At 63.2% G+C, this 21,126-nt stretch carries 20 protein-coding genes and 3 tRNA genes; 13 read left to right on the top strand and 10 right to left on the bottom strand.

The genetic code is table 11. The annotated features are described in order from the left end of the window. Positions 1 to 40: 40 nt before the first annotated feature. Genes CN673_RS09740 through CN673_RS09725 form a run of 4 tightly spaced genes read left to right on the top strand, consistent with a single transcriptional unit; the run spans position 41 to position 1,980 of the window. Positions 41 to 325 carry a hypothetical protein gene (locus CN673_RS09740; RefSeq protein WP_099866034.1) on the top strand — a complete coding sequence of 95 codons (285 nt, stop codon included), beginning with the start codon at positions 41 to 43 and terminating at the stop codon, positions 323 to 325. Then, entirely contained in the window at positions 322 to 528 is a 207-nt protein-coding gene (locus CN673_RS09735) for a hypothetical protein (protein WP_099866033.1), read from the top strand. Before CN673_RS09740 ends, CN673_RS09735 begins: the two co-directional genes overlap by 4 nt. Further along, positions 528 to 803, top strand: a complete 276-nt coding sequence (locus tag CN673_RS09730; RefSeq protein WP_157928851.1) for a hypothetical protein — start codon at positions 528 to 530, stop codon at positions 801 to 803. The genes CN673_RS09735 and CN673_RS09730 overlap by 1 nt, the downstream gene beginning before the upstream one ends. After that, positions 790 to 1,980 (top strand): site-specific integrase, encoded by a 1,191-nt coding sequence (locus tag CN673_RS09725; protein ID WP_157928850.1) that lies wholly within the window; start codon positions 790 to 792, stop codon positions 1,978 to 1,980. The genes CN673_RS09730 and CN673_RS09725 overlap by 14 nt, the downstream gene beginning before the upstream one ends. Before the next feature lie 74 nt (positions 1,981 to 2,054). On the opposite strand, the gene CN673_RS09720 is transcribed toward CN673_RS09725, so the two are convergent. After that, positions 2,055 to 2,128, bottom strand: a tRNA-Gly gene (locus tag CN673_RS09720). 20 nt (positions 2,129 to 2,148) lie between these two features. After that, a tRNA-Tyr gene (locus CN673_RS09715) sits at positions 2,149 to 2,233 on the bottom strand. Positions 2,234 to 2,454: 221 nt separating this feature from the next. Between CN673_RS09715 and CN673_RS09710 the strand changes: the two genes are divergently transcribed. Next, the gene (locus CN673_RS09710) at positions 2,455 to 3,303 is read left to right on the top strand and encodes a TrmH family RNA methyltransferase (protein WP_099866145.1); all 849 of its coding nucleotides are present in this window, start codon (positions 2,455 to 2,457) and stop codon (positions 3,301 to 3,303) included. A gap of 54 nt (positions 3,304 to 3,357) precedes the next feature. Here the strand turns inward: CN673_RS09710 and CN673_RS09705 are convergent, their stop codons facing one another. Both CN673_RS09705 and CN673_RS09700 read right to left on the bottom strand, forming a co-directional pair. Continuing rightward, positions 3,358 to 3,603: a CsbD family protein gene (locus CN673_RS09705; protein ID WP_370853020.1), complete on the bottom strand. Its 246-nt coding sequence runs from the start codon at positions 3,601 to 3,603 to the stop codon at positions 3,358 to 3,360. Between the two features lie 91 nt (positions 3,604 to 3,694). Next, complete coding sequence (locus CN673_RS09700; protein ID WP_099866030.1) at positions 3,695 to 4,507, bottom strand: outer membrane protein; 813 nt, start codon at positions 4,505 to 4,507, stop codon at positions 3,695 to 3,697. Between the two features lie 401 nt (positions 4,508 to 4,908). Here CN673_RS09700 and pssA point away from each other — a divergent pair, with 401 nt between their 5' ends. After that, the gene (gene pssA, locus CN673_RS09695; protein WP_099866029.1) at positions 4,909 to 5,661 is read left to right on the top strand and encodes a CDP-diacylglycerol--serine O-phosphatidyltransferase; all 753 of its coding nucleotides are present in this window, start codon (positions 4,909 to 4,911) and stop codon (positions 5,659 to 5,661) included. A 70-nt stretch (positions 5,662 to 5,731) separates the two neighbouring features. On the opposite strand, the gene CN673_RS09690 is transcribed toward pssA, so the two are convergent. After that, positions 5,732 to 5,807: transfer RNA gene (locus CN673_RS09690), tRNA-Thr, on the bottom strand. Positions 5,808 to 5,957: 150 nt separating this feature from the next. Between CN673_RS09690 and CN673_RS09685 the strand changes: the two genes are divergently transcribed. Then, positions 5,958 to 6,731, top strand: coding sequence for an NAD kinase (locus CN673_RS09685; protein WP_099866028.1), 774 nt, complete (start codon positions 5,958 to 5,960; stop codon positions 6,729 to 6,731). A 91-nt stretch (positions 6,732 to 6,822) separates the two neighbouring features. Continuing rightward, positions 6,823 to 7,365: a hypothetical protein gene (locus CN673_RS09680; RefSeq protein ID WP_157928849.1), complete on the top strand. Its 543-nt coding sequence runs from the start codon at positions 6,823 to 6,825 to the stop codon at positions 7,363 to 7,365. A 54-nt stretch (positions 7,366 to 7,419) separates the two neighbouring features. On the opposite strand, the gene prfB is transcribed toward CN673_RS09680, so the two are convergent. The 4 genes from prfB to CN673_RS21460 all read right to left on the bottom strand — a co-directional run bounded on the left by prfB (position 7,420) and on the right by CN673_RS21460 (position 13,163). Next, positions 7,420 to 8,548, bottom strand: a protein-coding gene (prfB, locus tag CN673_RS09675; protein ID WP_198585963.1) for a peptide chain release factor 2 whose coding sequence is annotated in 2 segments (ribosomal slippage) — positions 7,420 to 8,478 and positions 8,480 to 8,548 — 1,128 coding nt in all. Because the reading frame shifts where the segments join, the coding sequence is not laid out codon by codon here. Positions 8,549 to 8,673: 125 nt separating this feature from the next. Next, positions 8,674 to 11,127, bottom strand: a complete 2,454-nt coding sequence (locus CN673_RS09670) for a penicillin-binding protein 1A (RefSeq protein ID WP_099866025.1) — start codon at positions 11,125 to 11,127, stop codon at positions 8,674 to 8,676. 301 nt (positions 11,128 to 11,428) lie between these two features. Continuing rightward, positions 11,429 to 12,685 (bottom strand): N-acetylmuramoyl-L-alanine amidase, encoded by a 1,257-nt coding sequence (locus CN673_RS09665; RefSeq protein ID WP_245409844.1) that lies wholly within the window; start codon positions 12,683 to 12,685, stop codon positions 11,429 to 11,431. Positions 12,686 to 13,037: 352 nt separating this feature from the next. Further along, positions 13,038 to 13,163 (bottom strand): hypothetical protein, encoded by a 126-nt coding sequence (locus CN673_RS21460; protein WP_280951173.1) that lies wholly within the window; start codon positions 13,161 to 13,163, stop codon positions 13,038 to 13,040. Positions 13,164 to 13,388: 225 nt separating this feature from the next. Here CN673_RS21460 and CN673_RS09655 point away from each other — a divergent pair, with 225 nt between their 5' ends. After that, the gene (locus tag CN673_RS09655; RefSeq protein ID WP_099866022.1) at positions 13,389 to 16,403 is read left to right on the top strand and encodes a ribonuclease E/G; all 3,015 of its coding nucleotides are present in this window, start codon (positions 13,389 to 13,391) and stop codon (positions 16,401 to 16,403) included. 101 nt (positions 16,404 to 16,504) lie between these two features. Here the strand turns inward: CN673_RS09655 and CN673_RS09650 are convergent, their stop codons facing one another. After that, positions 16,505 to 17,614 carry a pyridoxal phosphate-dependent aminotransferase gene (locus CN673_RS09650; protein WP_099866021.1) on the bottom strand — a complete coding sequence of 370 codons (1,110 nt, stop codon included), beginning with the start codon at positions 17,612 to 17,614 and terminating at the stop codon, positions 16,505 to 16,507. Between the two features lie 212 nt (positions 17,615 to 17,826). Between CN673_RS09650 and CN673_RS09645 the strand changes: the two genes are divergently transcribed. The 4 genes from CN673_RS09645 (at position 17,827) to accB (ending at position 21,118) form a co-directional block, all read left to right on the top strand. Continuing rightward, the gene (locus CN673_RS09645) at positions 17,827 to 19,197 is read left to right on the top strand and encodes a M48 family metalloprotease (RefSeq protein WP_099866020.1); all 1,371 of its coding nucleotides are present in this window, start codon (positions 17,827 to 17,829) and stop codon (positions 19,195 to 19,197) included. Between the two features lie 31 nt (positions 19,198 to 19,228). Beyond that, a complete protein-coding gene (locus CN673_RS09640) occupies positions 19,229 to 19,990 on the top strand; it encodes a DsbA family protein (RefSeq protein WP_099866143.1) in 762 nt (253 codons plus the stop codon). A gap of 176 nt (positions 19,991 to 20,166) precedes the next feature. After that, the gene (gene aroQ, locus CN673_RS09635) at positions 20,167 to 20,604 is read left to right on the top strand and encodes a type II 3-dehydroquinate dehydratase (RefSeq protein WP_099866142.1); all 438 of its coding nucleotides are present in this window, start codon (positions 20,167 to 20,169) and stop codon (positions 20,602 to 20,604) included. A gap of 40 nt (positions 20,605 to 20,644) precedes the next feature. Next, on the top strand, positions 20,645 to 21,118 hold the full coding sequence (gene accB, locus CN673_RS09630; protein WP_099866019.1) for an acetyl-CoA carboxylase biotin carboxyl carrier protein: 474 nt from the start codon (positions 20,645 to 20,647) through the stop codon (positions 21,116 to 21,118). Positions 21,119 to 21,126 lie beyond the last annotated feature (8 nt).

The following is a 21,126-nucleotide window of genomic DNA, read 5'->3' as shown; positions in this document are numbered from 1 at the left end:
TGATCGCCATCGCCTTCCTTCACGCATTCGGAGATCGCTCATGACGATCGAGCGCCACGAAGGCCGCCTGCAGGTCAGCTGCGACCACTGCCCCGCCAGCTATCCCGCGACTTACGCCGAAGAGGATTTCCCGGTGATGGTTGCCGACGCGATGACGGCCGGCTGGAAGATCCGCAAGGTCGAGGCGGCCGCTGCCGCCAGGCGCGGCGACGGAACGGCCGACTTGTTCGGCGCGCCGCCGAAGATCGCTGGCGCCCGCCGGCATGAGAGCTACACCCACACCTGCCCGGACTGCGCCGATCGGCGGAAAGGATCGCTGCTATGACGCCTTGGACCCTCAGCTATCGCTGCGGCGAGACCAGGCACGGCCAACAGGTCGAACTGACTTGGAACGACGGCGCCTGGCGCATCATCAAGCACGCCGCCAACCAGCGCGACGAGACGCAGACGCTCGACGGTCTCAGCGACAGCGCCATCCTCATGATGGCCGAGGCCGTGCGCGATCGCCAGCGCAGGAGCAAGGGCTGATGGCGCACGCTATGCAGGCAGTCGAGGCGCAGCATGCGTTTCCACGGTTCATGACGGACGATCAGCTTCGCGCCTATTTCGGTCTGTCAGACCGCGCCCTGCAGCGCCTGCGGGCGACCAGGGCGTTCCCCCAGCGCGACAATCTGATCAACAAGACCGATCGCCGGGCCGTCGAGCTTTTCTTTGACCGCCGCGCCGGGATCGCATCTTCTATGGGCGTTGGCACTGTCGCCACCGCACTTGATGGAGATGAGAACTTCGATGACCAGTCATAGAAAAGCCAGCCATAGGAAAGATCGGCCCGGCTACAAATACCGAAAACGGACGAACGGTAGCCTTGCCCATTACTGGGATCCGAAACGCGCCTGCCGCAAGGCGCCCTCGACCCTGCCCGCACGCGCCATCCCTGATGGCAGCACGGATGAAGATATCGCCCGGATCTGCCAGGCATGGACCGACGAGTTGCTCGCCGACCTCGAGATGCTTGAGGCGACACCAGCCTACGACGGCACGATCGGCTCGCTGATCACACTCTACATGACCGATGCGGAATCGCCCTACCAGGCGCTGAAGCACCCGACCAAGATCCGCGACTACCAGCCATCGCTGCGCCTGATCAGCCGGACGGTTGGCAAGCGTCTGATCGTGAAGCTGACCGGAGCCGACTTTCGGCGCTGGTATCGCGAATGGGCGAAGGACGGCAAGATCCGGCGGGCCCATGGCGCGATCCGCAAGCTGCGGTCGGTCATGTCCTACGGCGCGGAGCAGCGGCTCGCCGGCTGCGGACAGGCGCGCGAGATCCTGTCGCTTATACGCTTCTGCCCGCCCGGCGCCCGGGCATCGAAGATGGAGTATGCCCACGCCCGCGCTATCTGCGAGAAGGCGATCGAACTCAAACGGCCGTCAATCGCCCTCACGCAGGCCATCCAGTGGGATACGGCCCTTCGCCGCATCCATGTCATCGGAGAGTGGTTGCCGGTCGCTGGCGGCGACGAGGGCGGGATCGTGCGCGGCCGCACGAAATGGCGCGGCGTGACGGTGGCCGATCTCTCGGCCGACCTGGTGCTGACCGTGCCGCACACCAGCCGAAACAAGGTGGCGACGCGGCACGACCTCAAAGCCTGCCCGCTGGTCATGTGGGTGCTCGATCGAATCGATCTGCCGAAGATGGGCCCGCTCATCGTCTCGGAAAAAACCGGCCTTCCCTATCGCGAGAACTATTATGCGTCGGACTGGCGCGAGATCGCGACGGCAGCGGAGATCCCCAACGATGTCTGGTCGATGGACAGCCGCGCCGGCGCGATCTCGGAAACCGAAGAGGCCATGGACCTTGATTCGGCCCGCAAGCTGGCCGGCCATACCAACGCCCGAACGACGCTCGGCTATGTCCGGAACGACGATCTCGAGCACAACCGGAAAGTCGCGGCGGCACGGTCGCAATTGAGGAAGTGACACGGCAGTGACACGCCTTTGACACGGCGGCACGCGCCCAATTGTAGAACAGCAATGATTTCAGGCAGTTAATTTGGAGCGGGTAGCGGGAATCGAACCCGCATATTCAGCTTGGAAGGCTGCTGCTCTACCATTGAGCTATACCCGCACGCTTTACGACCGGCAGAATGGTGGAGAGGGCTGGATTCGAACCAGCGTAGGCTAAGCCAACGGATTTACAGTCCGCCCCTTTTAACCACTCAGGCACCTCTCCGAAATTCCGCTGAGGTCACAAGCGTATAGGCACTTTCCGGTGCCGCGTTTCATCCTTGAAGGAAGCGGCGCGGAACCGGGCCGCGTTATGCCGGGACGGTCGGAGCCTGTCAACATGAGCGTTCAAATTATTCCGCGGTGGTTGCGTGGTTCCCTCCATCGTCGGCCTTGCACCTTCACGGAATGGTTTGCCAAGCGGTCCGGTGGGTCTATAAGCGCGCCATGACCGCCAGCAAGCCGCCACGATCACCCGCCAGCCATACGCCGCGTGACACGCATTACGCCAATCTGCGCCGCACGCACCGGGACCAGAAGGCAACGGCCAGCAAGCCTTCCCCCGGCGGGCCGCCGCAGCCGCCCGAGCGTGTTCATCTCTATGGCCTGCATACGGTCCGCGCAGCGATGAGCAATCCGGCGCGGACCATCGAACGCATGCTCGTGACGAAGAACGCACTGATGCGCCTTGATGTCGACGATCCGGCGTCCCTGCCCTTTCCCGTCGAAGTCGTCCATCCGAGCGTCATCGACCGTGCACTCGGCGGCGATGCGACGCATCAGGGCGTGATGATCGAGGCAAAGCCACTTCCCGTGCGCAGGCTTTCGGATCTGAAGAACCGGCCGCTCATCGTCGTGCTCGACCAGGTGACCGATCCGCACAATGTCGGTGCCATCATGCGCTCGGCCGTTGCTTTCGAGGCCGGGGCCGTCATCACGACGATGCGCCACAGCCCGCAGGAGTCCGGCGTTCTGGCGAAATCTGCATCCGGCGCGCTCGAGCACATGCCCTATATCCAGATCACCAACCTTGCCGATGCGCTCAAGGAATTGGCCGATCTGGGTTTCGTGACGATCGGACTGGATTCGGAAGCGGACGCTCCCCTGGAAGACGTTTTTCAGGGTGACCGGATCGCGCTGGTCTTTGGCGCGGAAGGTAAGGGTCTGCGCCAGAAGACACGCGACACCGCCACAGCGCTTGCGCGCCTCGACATGCCCGGACCGATCAAGTCGCTCAACGTGTCGAACGCGACCGCGATTGCCCTTTATGCAGCGCGCCGCCATCTGGGAAGCTGACGCGAAAAGCGGGCGAGAGCCTTCGTCTCCGCCCGCCGATCATCGGCCTCAAACTCAGGCGCGGTCGATCGCCTTTTTCACAGCGCCCTTCGCGTCACCCTTGGTCTCCTGGGCGTGGCCCTTGACCTCCTGCGCGACGCCTTCGGCCCGAAGCTTTTCCGAGCCAGTGGCCTTGCCGGCTGCCTGCTTCACCTTGCCGGCGGCCTGATTTGCCAGGCCGGAAATCTTGTCACCGGTGCTGCTCATGTCGCACTCCTTGCTTTGCATTTGAGATGCGACATCAATGGACCAGACGGCCATCCGATCCGCCATCACACGAACGTGTTGCCCGATAATGGAAGACGCCGCCGGATCGGCTGATCCGGCGGCGTCTGGCATAATTGTCCGGTCCTCAGAAGCGAAGCGACATCTTCACCTGGATGGTGTGGAAGTCGAAATCGTCCTTGGTGCCAACCGAATTGGTGAAGCCGGCGGAGCCAGCGCCCGAGAACGGCGCGACGCCGCTGAGGTTTGCACCGAAATCGCTGTCACCGAGATTGACGTACTGATACTCGACGCCGAGCGATATCATGTCGGTGACCATGGTTTCGGCACCCGCGCCGACGACATACCCGAAGTCGTCGTCGTCACCGCCATAAGGCTCGACCGTTGCCGGCGTGTCGGACAGGTAGCTGTAGTCGATATCGCCATAAGCGACACCGCCCGTGCCGTAGACCATGAAGCGGTCATTGACCGCATAGCCCAGCCGCAGCCTTGCCGTTGCGTAATAGTCGAGTTCACGCTGAACCGTGTAGAACGCCGGCGTTGTGGAGAAGCCGCTCTGCGTGTCGCCGATATCTGTCGCCGTGATGTCGAGGACACCACCGACGATGATGCTGCCGAACTGCTGATCGTAACCGACATGCGCGCCACCGACGAAACCGGAGTCGAACGCGCCATCGAAATTGTTGCCGAATGCCGAGCTGCCGGTCGCCGTCGGGATCGTATCGCCGAAGATGCCATCGCCATCACGATCGAAGGTGAGCACACCGGTGTCGGGATTGAATGCGCCACCCGCATGCACACCCACGAAGAAGCCGCTCCAGTCGCGGGCCATCTCCATCGGCGCTGCCGGCGGGGCCGGTTCGTTATACACCACGGCGTCAGCAGCCACGGCAGGCGCGGCAAAAGCAACAGCCGCAAGGGAAAGAACCAATCGTTTCATCGCCTGTAAATCTCCTCAGACCATTTGGGCTGTCCGGCCTGGCAAGACTATCCGCGAAAGATCTTAATCGAGCAATCACACAGCGTCGCCCAAGATGAAACGCCTGGCGACTGTTGCCGTTATGGCACTTTCTTGGTCGATACGCTGAAATATGCAACTTCTCTAATTGACAATACCCCTCTCTTTCTAGGGTAAAATTGCTTCCACTTTCGGCACGCGCCCCATGGAAAGCATCGATAGCTTGCGCAGATGACATCGACCGGCGGCATCCAGGGATGATTCCCAAGGCTTAAGGCCCTCTCCGATCGGATGGCTTGCGGCATTCACCCAGCAGAACAACACTTTCTTCTTTCCGCCTTGGCGCAGCCGATGCAGGCGCCTGGAGCAAGAAGGAGCTTTGGATGCTCGCCCCCCTTCCAGATAGCGGAACCACTATGCCGGCGCGCTGGCTCCGGTGGCTGCCCAATGTCGTGACGGCCGCCGCGTTATGCTTCGGCCTTTTGTCCATCAGGTTCTCACTTGAAGGGGCATTCGTTTCGGCGGTGATCGCGATATGCATCGCCGCCATTCTCGATGGTTGCGACGGCCGCCTGGCGCGCCGCTTCGGCGTCGCGTCTCGCTTCGGTGAGGAGTTCGACAGTCTGGCCGATTTCCTGAGTTTCGGCGTTGCGCCAGTCGCCCTCATCTTCGTCTGGGCCGGTGAGAGCGCTCCGCATTTCCTGCATCTCTGCCTGATGACGTTTGCCCTCGCCTCAGCGATGCGACTTGCCCGCTTCAACACCTCGGCCGGCGAAGACAAAGAGGCCTGGCAGCGAAATTATTTCATCGGCATGCCGACACCCTGCGCTGCGATCGCAGTCCTGGCCCCGACCTATCTCATCGACGCTCAGTCGACAGCAGACGCCTCGACGCTGATTGCGGCCTATATCGGCGCGATCGCGCTGCTCATGGTCTCCACCGTTCCGACCTATTCGGGAAAGTGCTGGAAGCTGCCAGCCGCGCGTGCACAGCGCCGACTGGTGATCGCTGCGATGGCCGGGCTGATCGTTTTCGCTGCGATCGCTCCCCGCTCGGCGTTGCTGGCGGCGACCCTTGGGTACTTTGCTTCAATACCGGTCAGTTGGCACAGCTACCGCCGCAGCCACGGTGAATGACGGCGCCATTGCCCGGCGAGCCCGCAAGTGATGCGCGCTGACGATCCAGACATGGCGGCGACGTGGAAAATGGTGCCCCCGGAGAGACTCGAACTCCCGACCCACTGATTACAAATCAGTTGCTCTACCAACTGAGCTACAAGGGCACGGCCGGCTCATTATCACACCTGTCGCGCGTGTAAAATACAAATGGGCATTCCACCATCGCGAAAATGCATCCTTTCTTTGCCGCCGCTTCTTGCCGCGCGCGCTTCACCCGGCCAATGTGCGCGCGGCGTGCGGAGGAATATCGATCAATGACGCGACGGACGGCCAGGCTGGCCTTCATTTCAAGTTCGGCGCCGGAAGCTCGCGCGGCGGAACGGGAGCTTTCGGCGGCCTACGGACAGGTGGAACCAGAAACGGCCGACGTTATCGTCGCGCTCGGCGGCGACGGCTTCATGCTCCAGACGCTGCACCGGATGATGAATTCCGACAAGGTGCTGTACGGCATGAACCGGGGGTCTACCGGCTTCCTCATGAACGAGTACCGGATCGAGGGGCTTCGCGAGCGTATCGAGGCTGCGGTGGAGAGCGCGATCCACCCTCTCGAAATGGTCGCGACCGGCGAAGACGGACGCGAGACTCACGCCTTTGCGATCAACGAGGTCTCGGTGCTGAGGCAATCCTATCAGGCCGCCAAGCTCAAGGTGAGCATCGACGGGCGTACGCGGCTCGAGGAACTCGTATGCGATGGCCTCATGGTGGCGACGCCCGCAGGATCGACGGCCTACAACCTTTCGGCCCATGGGCCGATCCTGCCGCTGCAGGCGCCGCTGCTTGCCCTGACGCCGGTCAGCGCGTTTCGGCCGCGGCGCTGGCGCGGCGCGCTCCTGTCGAACCGGGCGAGCGTGGAAATCGAGGTCCTCGAACGCGACAAGCGCCCCGTCAATGCGGTCGCCGACAACACCGAGGTAAAATCGGTTCGCAAGGTCCGCATTTTCGAATCGGCCGGAACGACGGTGAAATTGTTGTCCGATCCCGATCATTCCTGGGACGATCGGATTCTTGCCGAGCAGTTTCTCTACTGACGGAGCCTCCGGCGCGGAGCGATATCGTTGATCCCGCGGGCGATTGTATTACCTTTACTTCGCATGGATGATCGATGCGGAGGACTGGAGGATGATTCTTGCGCGATACAGTGCACTCGGCAAAGTCCATTCGACGGCTGTTCTTCCGATGATGCGGCGCGGTGCAGGCGCGCTCATCCTGATCCTCGCAGCTTCGGGCAGCGCCTTCGCCGATGAGGATCTCATCAACAAGCTCAGTCCGCGCATTCTCTTCACCATCAGCGGTGGATACTGGGAAGCCCCGCAAGAGACCGGCGGTGACGACGCGCAGGCGGACGAGGGCGCGGCGCAACGTGGCTATTATCGGACCATCGCCTATCGCGCCGAGGATGACACCTCGCGCCTCTATCTGCAGCAAATCGCGCTTGGCGCGGACGGACCAGCGGTGCTGGAAACCCGGGAAATCGAGGCAATCGGCGAAGCGGCGGGGTATATCACCGACATGCGGCCGGAGAACGCGACCGGCGCCGCCGCGACGCCCGGTTTCACCGCCTTCATCTACATGAAGTCGGACCGGGAGGCAGCCGAGCCGGACATGTGGGAACTTTTCATCGATGAGTTCGGCGAAGTCAGCGTGAACGCCGCGAGCAACTGACCGCCGGAACGTGATCAGCTGCGGCCATCATTGCCGCCGCGCAGGAAGGCCCGTTCAGTCGATATCCTGCACGGCCCCCTCGCCGCCTTCCACCCGATGCGCCAGCGCCGCCTCCATGAAGTCGTCCAGCTTGCCGTCGAGCACGTCCTGAGGGCTGGTGCTTTCCACGCCGGTCCGCAAGTCCTTGACGAGCTGATAGGGCTGCAGGATATAGGAACGGATCTGGTGGCCCCAGCCGATGTCGGTCTTCGAGGCTTCGGTCGCGCTGGCCGCTTCCTCGCGCTTTTGCAATTCGGCCTCATACAGCCGCGCGCGCAGCATCGCCCAGGCCTTTTCGCGGTTCTTGTGCTGCGAGCGCTCCTGCTGGCACTGAACAACGATCCCCGTCGGAATGTGCGTGATGCGCACCGCCGAATCGGTCGTGTTGACGTGCTGGCCGCCAGCACCCGACGAACGGTAGGTATCGATCCGGCAATCGGATTCGTTGACGTCGATCTCGATGGAATCGTCGATGACGGGATAGACCCAGGCGCTCGAGAAAGACGTGTGGCGCCGTGCCTGACTGTCGAAGGGCGAAATGCGAACGAGGCGGTGAACACCCGATTCGGTCTTCAGCCATCCATAGGCATTGTGGCCCTTGATCAGCAGCGTGGCGGATTTGATGCCGGCTTCCTCGCCGTCATGCACTTCCATCACCTCCACCTTGAATTTCCGCCGCTCTGCCCAGCGCGTATACATGCGCAGCAGCATGTTCGCCCAGTCCTGGCTCTCGGTACCGCCGGCGCCGGAGTGGATTTCAAGATAGGTGTCGTTGGAATCGGCCTCGCCCGCGAGCAGCGCCTCGATCTGCCGGCGATCGAGCTCCTCGCGCATTGCCTTCATCTGCTCTTCGGCTTCGCGGACGAGGTCCTCGTCCTCCTCTTCCTCACCGAGTTCAATCAAGGCGAGGTTGTCGTCGAGCGAGGCTTCCAGCGCGCGGATGCCGGTTATGGAATCCTCCAGCGACTGACGCTCACGCATCAGTTTCTGGGCTTCCTGCGGATCATTCCAAAGCGAGGCGTCTTCGGATTTGTGATTCAGATAGTCGAGACGTTTGACAGCTGCATCCCAGTCAAAGATGCCTCCTCAGCAGGGCCAACCCCTGCCTGATGTCGTCGACGATTGATGCGGTTTCTGAGCGCATGGGACTTGAAGGTCACCTTGTCGAGAATTTGGTACTTGGCGAGTGCGGCGGAACCTAGTTGCGCCCCCTGCCGATGTAAAGCCCTTGCGGGCTCACGGGCCGGCCTCGCCACAAAAGCGGACGGATCAGTAGAGCCCCCCGGAACCGGAGGTCACGGCGCGGTTGGCCTGGGGCGACGTCTGAATGATCTCCTCGCTCGTCTGGTACGTGTCGAGTTCACCGATGACGTAAAAGTTCTCGGCCGGACCGGTTCCAGGCTTGAAGGCCTCCATGATCACGTCCCCGCCGGTGGCGCCATTCGCGGCCATGCCATTTGAACGGTGGATTGCGATAAGGTTGAGACCCTCCGGCACCCGGAAGTCGGCAGGCGGCACGTCTTCCAGTACTTCGTTCATGAACTCGTTGAACACGGGTGCGGCGAGGCCACCGCCGGTCGAGCCGCGGCCCATCGGGCGCGGGTTGTCGTAACCGATGAAGACGCCGGTGACGAGGTCGGGCGTATAGCCGACGAACCAGGCGTCCTTTTCTTCGTTGGTGGTGCCGGTCTTGCCGGCGGTCGGACGGTTCAGGTTGACGGCGCTCGCTGCGGTGCCGCGCGTGACGACACCCTCCAGCATCGACGTCATCTGATAGGCCGTCATCGGGTCCAGAACCTGCTCGCGGTTGTCCGCGATCACCGGCTCTTCCTGACCTTGCCACTCGCGCGCTTCACACGTCTCGCACACACGCTCCTCATGACGGAATACGGTGCGCCCGTAGCGGTCCTGGATGCGGTCGATCAACGAAGGCTGTATCTGCTTGCCGCCGTTGGCGATCACCGAATACGCACTGACGAGCTTGAGGACGGTCGTTTCGCCGGCGCCGAGCGACATCGGCAGGAACGGCATCAGGTCGTCATAGATGCCGAACCGCTCGGAGTATTCAGCGACCAGATCCATGCCCATGTCCTGGGCCAGGCGCACGGTCATCAGGTTGCGCGAGCGCTCGATGCCGAGGCGCAGCGTCGATGGGCCGGCCGATTCGCCGCCATAGTTCTTAGGCCGCCATATCTCGTTGCCCGATACGATCTCGATCGGCGCGTCCAGAATCACCGAGGCGGGCGTATAGCCGTTGTCGAGCGCAGCCGCGTAAACGAACGGCTTGAAGGCCGAGCCTGGCTGGCGCATGGCCTGCGTCGCCCGGTTGAACTCCGACTGCGCGTAGGAAAAGCCACCGGTCAGCGCCAGCACCCGGCCCGTATGCGGGTCCATGGCGACAAGCGCACCCTGCACCTGCGGCGGCTGACGAAGGCGGTAGCCCGAGTCCTGCTCCTCGACATAGACGACGTCGCCCGCTTCCAGCACACCCGCGGGGCTGCTTGCGGTCGAGGTCTCGCCGTCGATATTCTGGCGATAAGCCCACTCCATCCCCGATGCCGGCAAGGTGGCCGTCTCGCGCTCCTCGGAAATCCCGCCGGCGCCGGTCGCGTCGGGACGCAATCCAATTGTCGCGCCGGTTTCGCTGACTTCCAGCACCACGGCAACGTTCCAGGCAGCGACGTCTTCCAGCGGCTCGATCTCGCTGACCGCGACACCCCAGTCATCCGAAATGTCGACGGTCTCGATCGGCCCACGGTAACCGCGGCTTTCGTCGTAGGAAATGAGGCCGCGGCGCAACGCTGCCCGCGCGGCGAGCTGCATATCCGGGTTGAGCGTCGTACGGACCGACAACCCGCCTTCATAGAGCGCATCGGTACCGTACCGATCGACGATCTGGCGGCGTACCTCCTCGGCGAAATACTCCGAGGCGGCAACCATCGATCCGGAGGAGCGCGGCACGACTTCAAGCGGCGTGTTCTTTGCCTCAAGCGCCTCGTCGGCGCTGATGTAGCCGTTTTCCTGCATCCGATCGATCACCCAGTTCCGTCGCTCCGTCGCGCGCTCGGTCTCGCGGTAAGGGTGATAGTTCGCGGGCGCCTTCGGGAGCGCGGCGAGATAGGCTGCCTCGGCGATCGTCAGTTCGTTGACCGACTTGTCGAAATAGGAGAGCGCGGCGCCGGCGATACCGTAGGCGCCATAGCCGAAGAAGATCTCGTTCAGGTAGAGCTCGAGAATCTTGTCCTTCGAGTAGGCCTGCTCGATACGGAAGGAAAGGATCGCTTCCTTGACCTTGCGGTCGATGGTCTGGTCGGCAGTGAGCAGGAAGTTCTTGGCGACCTGCTGCGTGATCGTCGATGCGCCGACCGGGCGCCGCCCCGTGCCGAGATTCTGGACGTTGGTGACAACGGCGCGCACGAGCCCGATCGGGTCGATGCCAGGGTGCGAGTAGAAGTTCTTGTCCTCGGCCGAAAGGAAGGCCGCCTTGACGCGGTCAGGCACGGCCTGGATCGGCAGGAAAAGGCGCCGTTCGCGCGCGTACTCGCCCATCAGCTCGCCGTTGGCCGCATGGAAGCGTGTCGTCACCGGCGGCTCGTAGCTGGCAAGCACTTCGTAGTCGGGCAGATCCTCGGTGACGTCCGCGAGATACCAAGCAAGGCCGGCGGCAGCCATCAGCGCGAAAACGGTCCCGATGCCGAAGAAATATCCAATCAGTCTGATCATGTCGCGTCTACCGGACCCGTTCCTGTTCTATTGCCGTCGACCATCGCGGGGTCGGAGCCAACGCCGGACCGGCGTTCGCGCGAGTTTGTGATTCCGTCCGTGTCCGAGCGCGCACGGGACTCCACGTCCGGTCCGCTCTTCCTATCGCTGCTTCGGCCCGGATCGGCAAGGGAGTCATCCCTGTCCTCTAGTCAGGCGAATGTGCACAAAATAGGGCTTGGAAGCCCGATCGCGCCGGCACGCGCCACCTTCTTGCATCGGTGTTACCCGGCGGTCACAGCATACCGTGCCGGGTCGCGTTTCACAAATCCTTTGCCGCCGTGTAAATCTGCTCGCGAAAGTGCTGAATCGCCTTTGCGAGAAGGCGCGCCGTCTGCTGGCGCCAGGCCGGATCATTCAAGAGCCGCTCGTCCTGTCGATTGGAAAGATAGCCGAGCTCGACCAGCAGGGACGGCACGTCGTGTGCCCTCAGAACGCTGAAACCGGCGAAACGGTGGGCGTTGTTGATCAGCCGGATCTCACCGCGGAGCGAATCGAGGACAGATCGCGCCAGACCGATGGAGAAGACCTGCGTTTCACGGCGGGTCAGGTCCATCAGAATATCGGCGACATCCGCCGTTTCCTCCGTCGCGGCCACGCCCGCCAGTTCATCGACGCTGTTTTCCTGACGCGCCAGTTCGGCGGCCATGCGGTCCGACGCCTTGTCGGAAAGCGTATAGACGGTCGCGCCACGGATATCCGGCAGGCGGATCGAATCGGCATGCACCGACATCATCAGGTCGGCCTCGTGCTGTCGGGCAATGCGGACACGGCCGGCAAGCGGAATGAAGCGGTCGTCCTCGCGCGTCAGCACCACGCGAATATTCTCGAATGTGGCCAGCTCCGCCGCGATCGCCTTGGCGAAGGCGAGCGTCACGTCCTTTTCTTCCGTGCCGGCCTGGCCGCGCGCACCGGTGTCGATACCGCCGTGACCGGGATCGAGCACGATGGTGAAGGGCTTGCGTCCGGTCGGTCCGTTCGTGTCCACCACTTCGTCGCCCTGCGCGGTCGATCCCGTCGGCTGCCAGTCCTGTTGCGACACGAGTTCGGCAAAGCGCCTATCGCTGGTTGCCACCGCGTCGAACACCAGCCGGTGACCGCGTCCGTCCTCGCGCGGCTCGACCGTCATCATTTCGAGTTCGACCGGGCCAACAGCGGACAGGACCATTCGCGACCGTCCGGGCCCCATCGCACCGTAGCGAATCGCCCTGAACAAGCCGCGCGGCTCCAGTGCATCGTCATCGAAACCGAAGATCGTTTCGGGAAGATCAATGATGACGCGCGCCGGATCGTCGAGATAGTGGACCGAATAGCTCGGCTCGCTCTCAAAATCGATCACCACGCGCGTGCGCATCTGATCGCCGGCGATGCGTGCCGCGAAGGCAAGGTGGCTATCGCCCTTGGCCACTCCATCGGCTGCCTGCGCGGGCGGCGACAATGCAATGACCACAGCCAGCGCCGCGACCAGCAACGCAGCACCCCATCCTGACCCAAATCCATGCGTCTTGCGCGCACCCACGCCGATCACCCTATTTACCTGCCCTCGTCCTGCCGGCGCCGTTAGCTCGGCGCATGTCGCGACTCGCGCATAGCAGGGTTGCAGAGTATGGTTAATCATTCCTGACGGGGAAAGCACCGCGCGGCGATCAAGTAAATGTCATGCCGCAAACTGACGCCCCTTCGGCCATCCGTCCTTCGCAAGCCGCTGATTTATTTCCTTGCTTCATAAGCAGCGAATACATAAAAGCAGGATGAGGAAATGGGACGATGACGGGATAGCGAGCGGCCCCGGAAGGCAGCCATCCCATCGTTTTTATTGGGATCGTAGCGCCCCGAAACGCTGGCATCCGACGTCCGTCCGCCCCGCTTTCTCAGAAGACGATTTCGAATTCGCCCGGACAGAGACGGGCATCGATATTGGCCAACCGGCCGAAACAACGCCCGTGATCGGGCATTTCATCGATCCCGCCAGGGATCATCTGAAAACGCGCTTTCACGTTCGGTCCATCCATGGTGCTGCAGAACAAATCGGTGACAGGCAAGAGCACGCGGCCCGATGCCGCGGTCGCCTTCCTCGCACCGCTGCAGGCGGCAACGCGACCGGCGGAAAGCACTTATTCCGGCAGCACGTTCGACGTTCCCTCAGGTTCGGGAGGCTCCCTGACGGGACCGCCCGGCCTTGGTCCGCGGCCGAACGACGCTGGCCGAGGAGCGCATTTGCAATGGCAGACAAGATGCTTATCGACGCGTCCCACGAGGAAGAGACACGCGTCGTCGTCGTTCGCGGAAACCGCATAGAAGAGTTCGACTTCGAATCGCAGCACAAGAAGCAGCTGCGCGGCAATATCTACCTGGCCAAGGTGACACGGGTCGAACCTTCCCTCCAGGCCGCTTTTGTCGACTACGGCGGCAACCGGCACGGCTTCCTGGCCTTCTCCGAAATCCACCCCGACTATTACCAGATCCCCCTCGCCGACCGGCAAGCATTGCTCGCGGCGGAAGCCGAAGCAGAGGCTGAGCGGGCGCGTTCGGAAAATGACGAGGATGACGACGTCGAGGCGCCGGCAGCGGCAGGAGAGAGCGCCGAGGAGCCTGATGAAGAGACGCCAGCTCGCGCAGCGCGCGGCAAATCAAAGCCGAAGCGCAGCCGCAAGCCGCGCAAGAAGAGCGACAACGAAGAACTGGAAGGCGCTGTCAAGGATCTCGAGGCATCGTCCGATGATGACGCCGATGGCGCCGACGGTGGCAACAGCGGCAGCGACGACGAGAGCGGCGGCACCGGCGGCCGCGGCGAAATGGCGGCCATGGTGGAGACCGAATCGGTTTCCGAACCGGCGCCCGGAATTGATGGCGACGACGAGGAGCGCGACCCCGGCGAGGTCGACCTGGAAGCTGCCAAGCATGTCGAGGGCAAGGCCAGCCAGCAAACGGTCGCGGTCACGCGCCAGTCGGACGAAGACGACGACGCAAGCGATGCGGACGACGATGATTCGGCCGAGGAACGCTCTGGCAATCGGCGCAAATCAAGGCGTCGCGGTCGCAATGAGGACCAGGACGACGAACAGAACGGCAAGGTCGAATCGGTCGGCGCCGAAGACGCGCTGGAGGAGGTTCCCGATCGCTCGGTAGCCCGCAAGCCGCGCAAGCAATACCGGATCCAGGAAGTCATCAAGCGGCGTCAGATTCTGCTTGTGCAGGTCGTCAAGGAAGAGCGCGGCAACAAGGGCGCGGCGCTGACGACCTATCTGTCGCTGGCCGGACGTTATTCGGTGCTCATGCCGAACACGGCCCGTGGCGGCGGCATTTCGCGCAAGATCACCAATGTCGCGGACCGCAAGCGCCTCAAGGAGATCGCCAAGGGCCTTGAAGTACCGCAAGGCATGGGCGTCATCCTGCGCACAGCCGGTGCCAACCGCACCAAGGCAGAGGTCAAGCGCGACTTCGAATATCTGATGCGGCTTTGGGAAAACGTGCGCAATCTGACGCTCGCCTCGACGGCTCCATGCCTGGTCTACGAGGAAGGCTCGCTGATCAAGCGGTCGATCCGCGACCTCTACAACAAGGACATTTCCGAAGTCATCGTCTCCGGCGAGGAAGGCTACCGCGAAGCCAAGGACTTCATGAAGATGCTGATGCCGAGCCACGCCAAAGTGGTTCAGCCCTATCGCGAGGTGCATCCGATCTTCTCGCGCTCGGGCATCGAGGCCCAGCTCGACCGGATGCTGCAGCCGCAGGTGACGCTGAAATCGGGCGGCTACATCATCATCAACCAGACCGAGGCGCTGGTCGCCATCGACGTGAACTCCGGCCGCTCCACCAAGGAGCATTCGATCGAGGACACGGCGCTTCAGACCAACCTTGAAGCGGCCGACGAGGTCGCCCGCCAGCTTCGTCTGCGCGACCTTGCCGGCCTCATCGTCGTCGACTTCATCGACATGGAGGAAAAGCGCAACAACCGCTCGGTGGAAAAGCGGCTGAAGGACGCGCTGAAGAACGACCGTGCGCGCATCCAGGTCGGCCGCATCTCGCATTTCGGCCTTCTGGAGATGTCGCGCCAGCGCATCCGTGCATCGGTGCTCGAATCGACCACACAGGTCTGCGAGCATTGCGGTGGAACCGGCCATGTACGCTCGCAATCGTCTGTCGCACTGCACGTCATCCGCTCGATCGAGGAATACCTGCTCAAGTCGACGACGCACAACATCACGGTCCGCACGACGCCGGACACCGCGCTCTATGTTCTCAACCACAAGCGCGAGACCATTGTCGAAATGGAACGGCGCTTCGGTGTGTCGGTGGTCATTGAGGCCGACAACACGATCGGCTCGGCCCATCTGGCCATCGATCGGGGCACGGCAGTCGAAACGCCGGTCAAGATCGCCGACATCGTCAACGTCGATATCGAGCCGGAAGACGATGCCGGGCCGGAGCCGAGCTGGGACGAGGACGACGAGGCCGAAGGCACCGCACCTGCCCGCGCTCGCGTCAGCGACGGAGACGGCGAGAGCGAGGAAGATAACGACGGCGACCCGCGCCGCCGCAAAAGGCGCCGCCGGCGCCGTGGCGGCCGTGACCGCAACCGCGACGGTGACGCGCCCCAGTCGGCCAAAGGCGATTCGGACGATGACTCCGACGACGGGGAGAACGGCGATCGCACGCAAATGGATGGCGGCGAGGATGACGGTGACAAGCCCAGGAAGCGTCGCCGCCGTGGCAAGCGGGGCGGCCGCCGCAACCGCAACGGCGACGAGGGCGCCGCGTCGGAAGAGTCAAACGACACGACAGCCGACGACCAGCCTGTCGCGGCATCCGCAACCGAGGCGGCAGACGATGCGACGGCGCGAGCCGAGCCAGCGGTAGAGCAGGCACCGGCAGCCGATTCGAATGCGGATGCGCCCGAAAGCGCGGCCGCTGCATCGCAGCCATCCGAGAGCGTCAGCGCCACGCCGGCAGACACGGACGGCGTAGAGGAAAAGCCGAAGAGGAAACGGGCACCGCGTCGCAAGAAGAGCGAACCCGTCGAAGAGGCTGCCAAGGCGCCGCAAGCCAGTGCCAGCGAGGAGCAGGCCGAAGCGCCGGTCGTCGCTGCCGAGCCGGCCGATGCGCCGCAGGAAGCCGAGAGCGCGCAGCCCGATCCAGTGGTCGTCTCAAACGGCACCGAGGCCAGCGACGACGAGGAAGCCGCCGCACCCAAGAAGAAGAAGGCGGGCTGGTGGCAGCGCCGCGGCTTCTTCTGATCGGCTGACCATTCCACCGGATGACATAAAAGGCCCGTCGGCTCTCTTGCCGGCGGGCCTTTCTTTTCCTCAAGCGGGCTGCTTGTTGCGGCGAAACCGTTTCAGAGCCAGCCCTGCATCCGATCAAGCGCCTCTGTGATCTCCTCGGTCGATCCGGCATAGGACAGCCGCATCGTGCGATGGCCGTTCTCGGGATCGAAATCATGCCCCGGCGTGGCCGCAACGCCGATCTCGTCGAGCATCCTTCGGGCAAAGGCCATCGAATCGTTGGTCAGGCGCGTCACGTCGGCATAGGCGTAGAAAGCGCCATCCATCGGCGAGGCGATCTGAAATCCGAGTCCCGGCAAGCGATCCAGCAGGATCTGGCGGTTGATCCGGTACGTCTCGCGCACCGTGTCGAGCTCGGCGCGGCCCGCGAATGCGGCGGCGGCAGCAATCTGGGAAAGCTCGGGCGCGGAGATATAGAGGCTCTGAGTGACCCGCTCGACCGGACGCACCAGATCATCCGGCAGTACCATCCAACCGATTCGCCAGCCGGTCATGCAGTAGTATTTGGAGAACGAGTTGATGACGATCGCCTTGCTTGAGATCTGCAGCGCACTCGTCTCCTCACCGGCAAAAGTCAGCCCGTGATAGATTTCGTCGGAAATGAAGGCCATGTCGCGCTCTGCGCAGTAATCGGCCAGTGCCTTTAGCGCAGCCTTCGACGTGACGGTTCCGGTGGGGTTTGCAGGACTTGCCAAAAGCACGCCGGCGATCTTCCCGCCGGCCTTCCGCTCGGCTTCCGCCAGCGCCTGCGGCGTGAGCGTGAACCCCGTCTCCGCTCCGACGGGAATCTCGACCGCCTCCAGCCCCAGCGCCGCGAGAATGTTGCGATAGGCAGGATAGCCCGGCCGCGTGATCGCGACCCGATCCCCCGCATCGAAGAGCGTCAGGAACGCGATGTTGAACGCCGCCGATGATCCGGTGGTCACCGCAATGCGCCCGCCCTCCACCTCCACGCCATGATGGTCACGATAATGGCCGGCGATGGCGGCACGCAGATCGGCCGTACCGAGCGCATCGGTATAGCCGAGACGACCGTGTTCGAGCGCGGTCCGCGCGGCGGCCAGCGCTGTCTGCGGCGCGGGATGCGATGGTTGCCCCACTGCCAGCGATATGACCGCGCCGCCTGCCAGGCGTTTGCGGTTTGCCGCGGCGAGGATGTCCATGGCGTGGAACGGTTCGACGGCACTGCGTCGGGAAACTGCGGTCAATGGTGCCTCTCATGGGATGGTGGCGGCAGGATTCGAGCCTCACATTTGCCGGATTGCTGGTGCGATCACAATGGTGCGATTTGACGGGCGCGCCGCACGCCCGCGGGTTCATTTTCCGCGACGAACTGTTTAGCCTCGGCGCAAGGGGAGTTTGAGGGCCAGCCATCATGACCACTTTGACGATACGCTCCATGCGGCTGATCGCGGCCGTCGCCATTGCGATTTCGTCCTTTTTTGCCGCTCAGCCGCCGGCCCTCGCGCAAGGCACGATCGCCATCGTGCGCGACGCGGAGATCGAGGCACTGCTGCGCGACTATGCCGAGCCAATCTTTGCGGCCGCCGGCCTTACGCGACAGAACATCGAGATCGTTCTCGTCAACAATCGCAGTTTCAACGCGTTTGTCGACGGTCGACGCATCTTCATCAATACAGGTGCACTGGAACAGGCCGAGACGCCGGGCGAGATCATCGGCGTCATCGCGCATGAGGCCGGCCACATCGCCGGTGGCCACCAGCAGCGCCTGCGCGAACAGATCGCCCGCGCACAGATCTTCGGTGTCGTCGGCAGCCTCCTCGGCGTCGGTGCCATTGCGGCTGGAACGCTCACGCAGAGCGACGGCGCGGCTTCGGCGGGCATGGGTGTTGCCGCCGCTTCGGGTGGCATCGCCCAGCGCACGCTTTTGAGCTATCGCCGCTCCGAGGAGATGAACGCCGACCAGGCCGCGATTCGATACCTCAACGCGACGAGCCAGTCCGCCGCCGGCATGCTGCGCACGTTCCAGCGTTTCTCTCAGGGGCTCGCGCTGACCGGCGTTCAGGTCAATCCCTATGAGCAAAGCCACCCGATGCCGCGCGAGCGAATCGCCATGCTGGAGGAACTCGCCCGCCAGAGCCCGCATTTCAATGCGCCCACCTCCGCGACGCTTCAGATGCGGCATGATCTCATGCGGGGCAAGATCGCAGCCAACACTGGCGGCGGACAGGCCGTACAGCGCGCCTTCGCAGGCAATCCCGGCAGCCTAGGCGCGCGCTATGGCGATGCGATCGCCACACACATCAGGGGCAATCCGGCCGATGCGCTGCGCAAGATCAACGCGCTCGTCGCCGAGCAGCCGTCCAATCCCTATTTCCACGAAATTCGTGGCGAGATTCTCCTGGAAGGTCGTCAGCCCCGTGAGGCCGCCCAGGCTTTCGATCGAGCCGCCGCGCTCGCCCCCGGTGATGCAAGCCTCATTCGGGCTCAGCGTGGTTTTGCGCTATTGCGGTCGGGCGATCCGTCCCTGCTCGATCAGTCGATCGCCGATCTTCGCGCCGCGATAAGCAGTGATCCGACGAACCTCAATGCGTATCGGCACCTTTCCCAGGCCTACGGCCAGGCCGGCGACATCGGCAATGCGGAACTGGCGATGGCGGAAGGCCACTTCAGGGCCGGAAACGTGCGAGACGCCAAGGTGTTTGCCGTGCGTGCCCAGCAGAAGCTACAACCCGGCACGCCCGGTTGGGTGCGTGCCAACGATATTTTATCGCTCGGGCAATGAACCGCGGCGCAACGACAAGGAAGCGACGACCATGACGACAATCCTGCGCCGCCTGATGCAGGCGGGCCTTCTCTGTGGCGCGATGCTGGCTAGCGCCCTGCCCGCGAGCGCCCTCGACGCGACGGAGAAGGAAGAACTCGGCGCCTTCATCCGCGAATACCTGATCGAAAATCCGGAAGTCCTGGTCGAGGCGCAGCAGGCGCTGGAAGCGCGTCAGCAAGCAGCCCAGCAGGCGCAGGCCGGCGAAGCAATCACGGCCCATGCCGAGGCCATCTTCAACGCCCCGGCCGACATCGCCGTCGGCAACCCTGAGGGTGACGTCACCATCGTCGAATTCTTCGACTACAATTGCGGCTACTGCAAACGCGCCCATGCCGACATGCAGGCGGTCGTGGCGGCGGACGAGGACGTCCGCTTCGTTCTCAAGGAATTCCCGATTCTCGGCCCCGATTCGCTTGAGGCGCACCGGGTGAGCATGGCTTTCCGCAAACTTGCGCCAGAGCGTTATGCCGAGTTTCAGGATGCGTTGATCACCAGTGACCACGCCGACGGCGACGTTGCACGGGCCCTTGCCCTTGAGCTCGGCGCCGAGGCCGCTGCCCTCGATGCTGCGATGCAGGACCCTGAGATCGAAGGCGAGATTCGCCAGGCCTATCAACTGGCAGACGTGCTCGGGATTTCCGGCACGCCATCCTATGTGGTGGGCGACGAGGCCGTCTTCGGCGCCATGGGGGCCGACGTTCTGATGGAAAAGATCGCAAACATGCGGCGCTGCGACAGCGCCACTTGCTGAGCGATTGCGCCGGCGGGCGGCGATTTTTGACGCTTGTGGCCCGAATTTCCGCGCCGCGTTAAAAGCAGATGCCTTTCCCTTGACATCGGGGACGTCTATACCACCGGCACTCTGGCTATTTGGACTTCATGCGTGGCTGTCTTCGGCCACCCATGGGCATGACGGAAAGGCATCTCGTGACCAAGACGATCTTCGTCATAAACGGACCCAATCTCAATGCGCTCGGCAAGCGCGAACCCGGCATCTATGGCGCCAAGACGCTGGCCGATATCGAGACTGATTGCCGCGAGGCAGCCCGGCGCCTCGGCTATGAGATCGAGTTCCGGCAATCCAACCATGAAGGTGATCTGGTCGACTGGCTGCACGAAGCGGGCGACAAGGCTGTGGGCGTCGCGCTCAATCCCGGCGCTTACGGCCATACATCGATCGCCCTGCACGACGCGATCCGGGCGATCGGCGTGCCCGTGGTCGAGTTGCACCTGTCCAACATCCATGCGCGCGAAAGCTTTCGTCACACGACCAGGATCGCGCCGGTGGCGACAGGCGTGATCTGCGGATTCGGACCATCCAGCTACACTCTGGCGATCACCGCGCTCGCCGAGCTGGCCTCCTGAACCATTCGAGAAGAAAACAATCAAAAAGGGCGATGAGCCGATGACACACAAGAAGGCGGAGATCGATCAGACCCTGATCCGCGATCTCGCGAACATTCTGAACGAAACGGACCTGACCGAGATCGAGGTCGAACAGGACGATCTTCGGATCAGAGTTTCGCGTTCGGGCACACCTCAGTACGTGCAGGCAGCGGCGCCTGCGCCAGCGGCCCAACCCGCCGCAGCCGCGTCGAGTGCGCCATCATCTTCGGATGCGCCGGAAAGCCCCTCCGTCAATCCCAAGGATATCGTTTCCTCTCCGATGGTCGGCACCGCCTATCTCGCCCCCTCGCCCGGCGCGCGCGCTTTTGTCGAGGTTGGCCAGCAGGTCAAGGAAGGCCAGACCGTGATGATCATCGAGGCCATGAAGACGATGAACCAGATCCCGGCTCCAAAGTCCGGCACGGTCGGCGCCATCCTGATCGAAGACGGACAGCCCGTCGAGTTTGGCGAACCGCTCATCACCATCAGCTAGGTCATCGC

Source organism: Neopararhizobium haloflavum, from assembly GCF_002750855.1.
Taxonomy (GTDB): domain Bacteria; phylum Pseudomonadota; class Alphaproteobacteria; order Rhizobiales; family Rhizobiaceae; genus Georhizobium; species Georhizobium haloflavum.
Note: the sequence above shows the minus strand (reverse complement) of the source record. Positions and strands in the feature narration are given on the sequence as shown.

Coding starts and splice junctions, on each gene's coding strand:
- CN673_RS09740 (WP_099866034.1), top strand. CDS start 41: ATGACGATCGAGCGCCACGAAGGCCGCCTGCAGGTCAGCTGCGACCAC.
- CN673_RS09735 (WP_099866033.1), top strand. CDS start 322: ATGACGCCTTGGACCCTCAGCTATCGCTGCGGCGAGACCAGGCACGGC.
- CN673_RS09730 (WP_157928851.1), top strand. CDS start 528: ATGGCGCACGCTATGCAGGCAGTCGAGGCGCAGCATGCGTTTCCACGG.
- CN673_RS09725 (WP_157928850.1), top strand. CDS start 790: ATGACCAGTCATAGAAAAGCCAGCCATAGGAAAGATCGGCCCGGCTAC.
- CN673_RS09710 (WP_099866145.1), top strand. CDS start 2,455: ATGACCGCCAGCAAGCCGCCACGATCACCCGCCAGCCATACGCCGCGT.
- CN673_RS09705 (WP_370853020.1), bottom strand. CDS start 3,603: ATGGCCGTCTGGTCCATTGATGTCGCATCTCAAATGCAAAGCAAGGAG.
- CN673_RS09700 (WP_099866030.1), bottom strand. CDS start 4,507: ATGAAACGATTGGTTCTTTCCCTTGCGGCTGTTGCTTTTGCCGCGCCT.
- pssA (WP_099866029.1), top strand. CDS start 4,909: ATGCTCGCCCCCCTTCCAGATAGCGGAACCACTATGCCGGCGCGCTGG.
- CN673_RS09685 (WP_099866028.1), top strand. CDS start 5,958: ATGACGCGACGGACGGCCAGGCTGGCCTTCATTTCAAGTTCGGCGCCG.
- CN673_RS09680 (WP_157928849.1), top strand. CDS start 6,823: ATGATTCTTGCGCGATACAGTGCACTCGGCAAAGTCCATTCGACGGCT.
- CN673_RS09670 (WP_099866025.1), bottom strand. CDS start 11,127: ATGATCAGACTGATTGGATATTTCTTCGGCATCGGGACCGTTTTCGCG.
- CN673_RS09655 (WP_099866022.1), top strand. CDS start 13,389: ATGGCAGACAAGATGCTTATCGACGCGTCCCACGAGGAAGAGACACGC.
- CN673_RS09650 (WP_099866021.1), bottom strand. CDS start 17,614: ATGGACATCCTCGCCGCGGCAAACCGCAAACGCCTGGCAGGCGGCGCG.
- CN673_RS09645 (WP_099866020.1), top strand. CDS start 17,827: ATGACCACTTTGACGATACGCTCCATGCGGCTGATCGCGGCCGTCGCC.
- CN673_RS09640 (WP_099866143.1), top strand. CDS start 19,229: ATGACGACAATCCTGCGCCGCCTGATGCAGGCGGGCCTTCTCTGTGGC.
- accB (WP_099866019.1), top strand. CDS start 20,645: ATGACACACAAGAAGGCGGAGATCGATCAGACCCTGATCCGCGATCTC.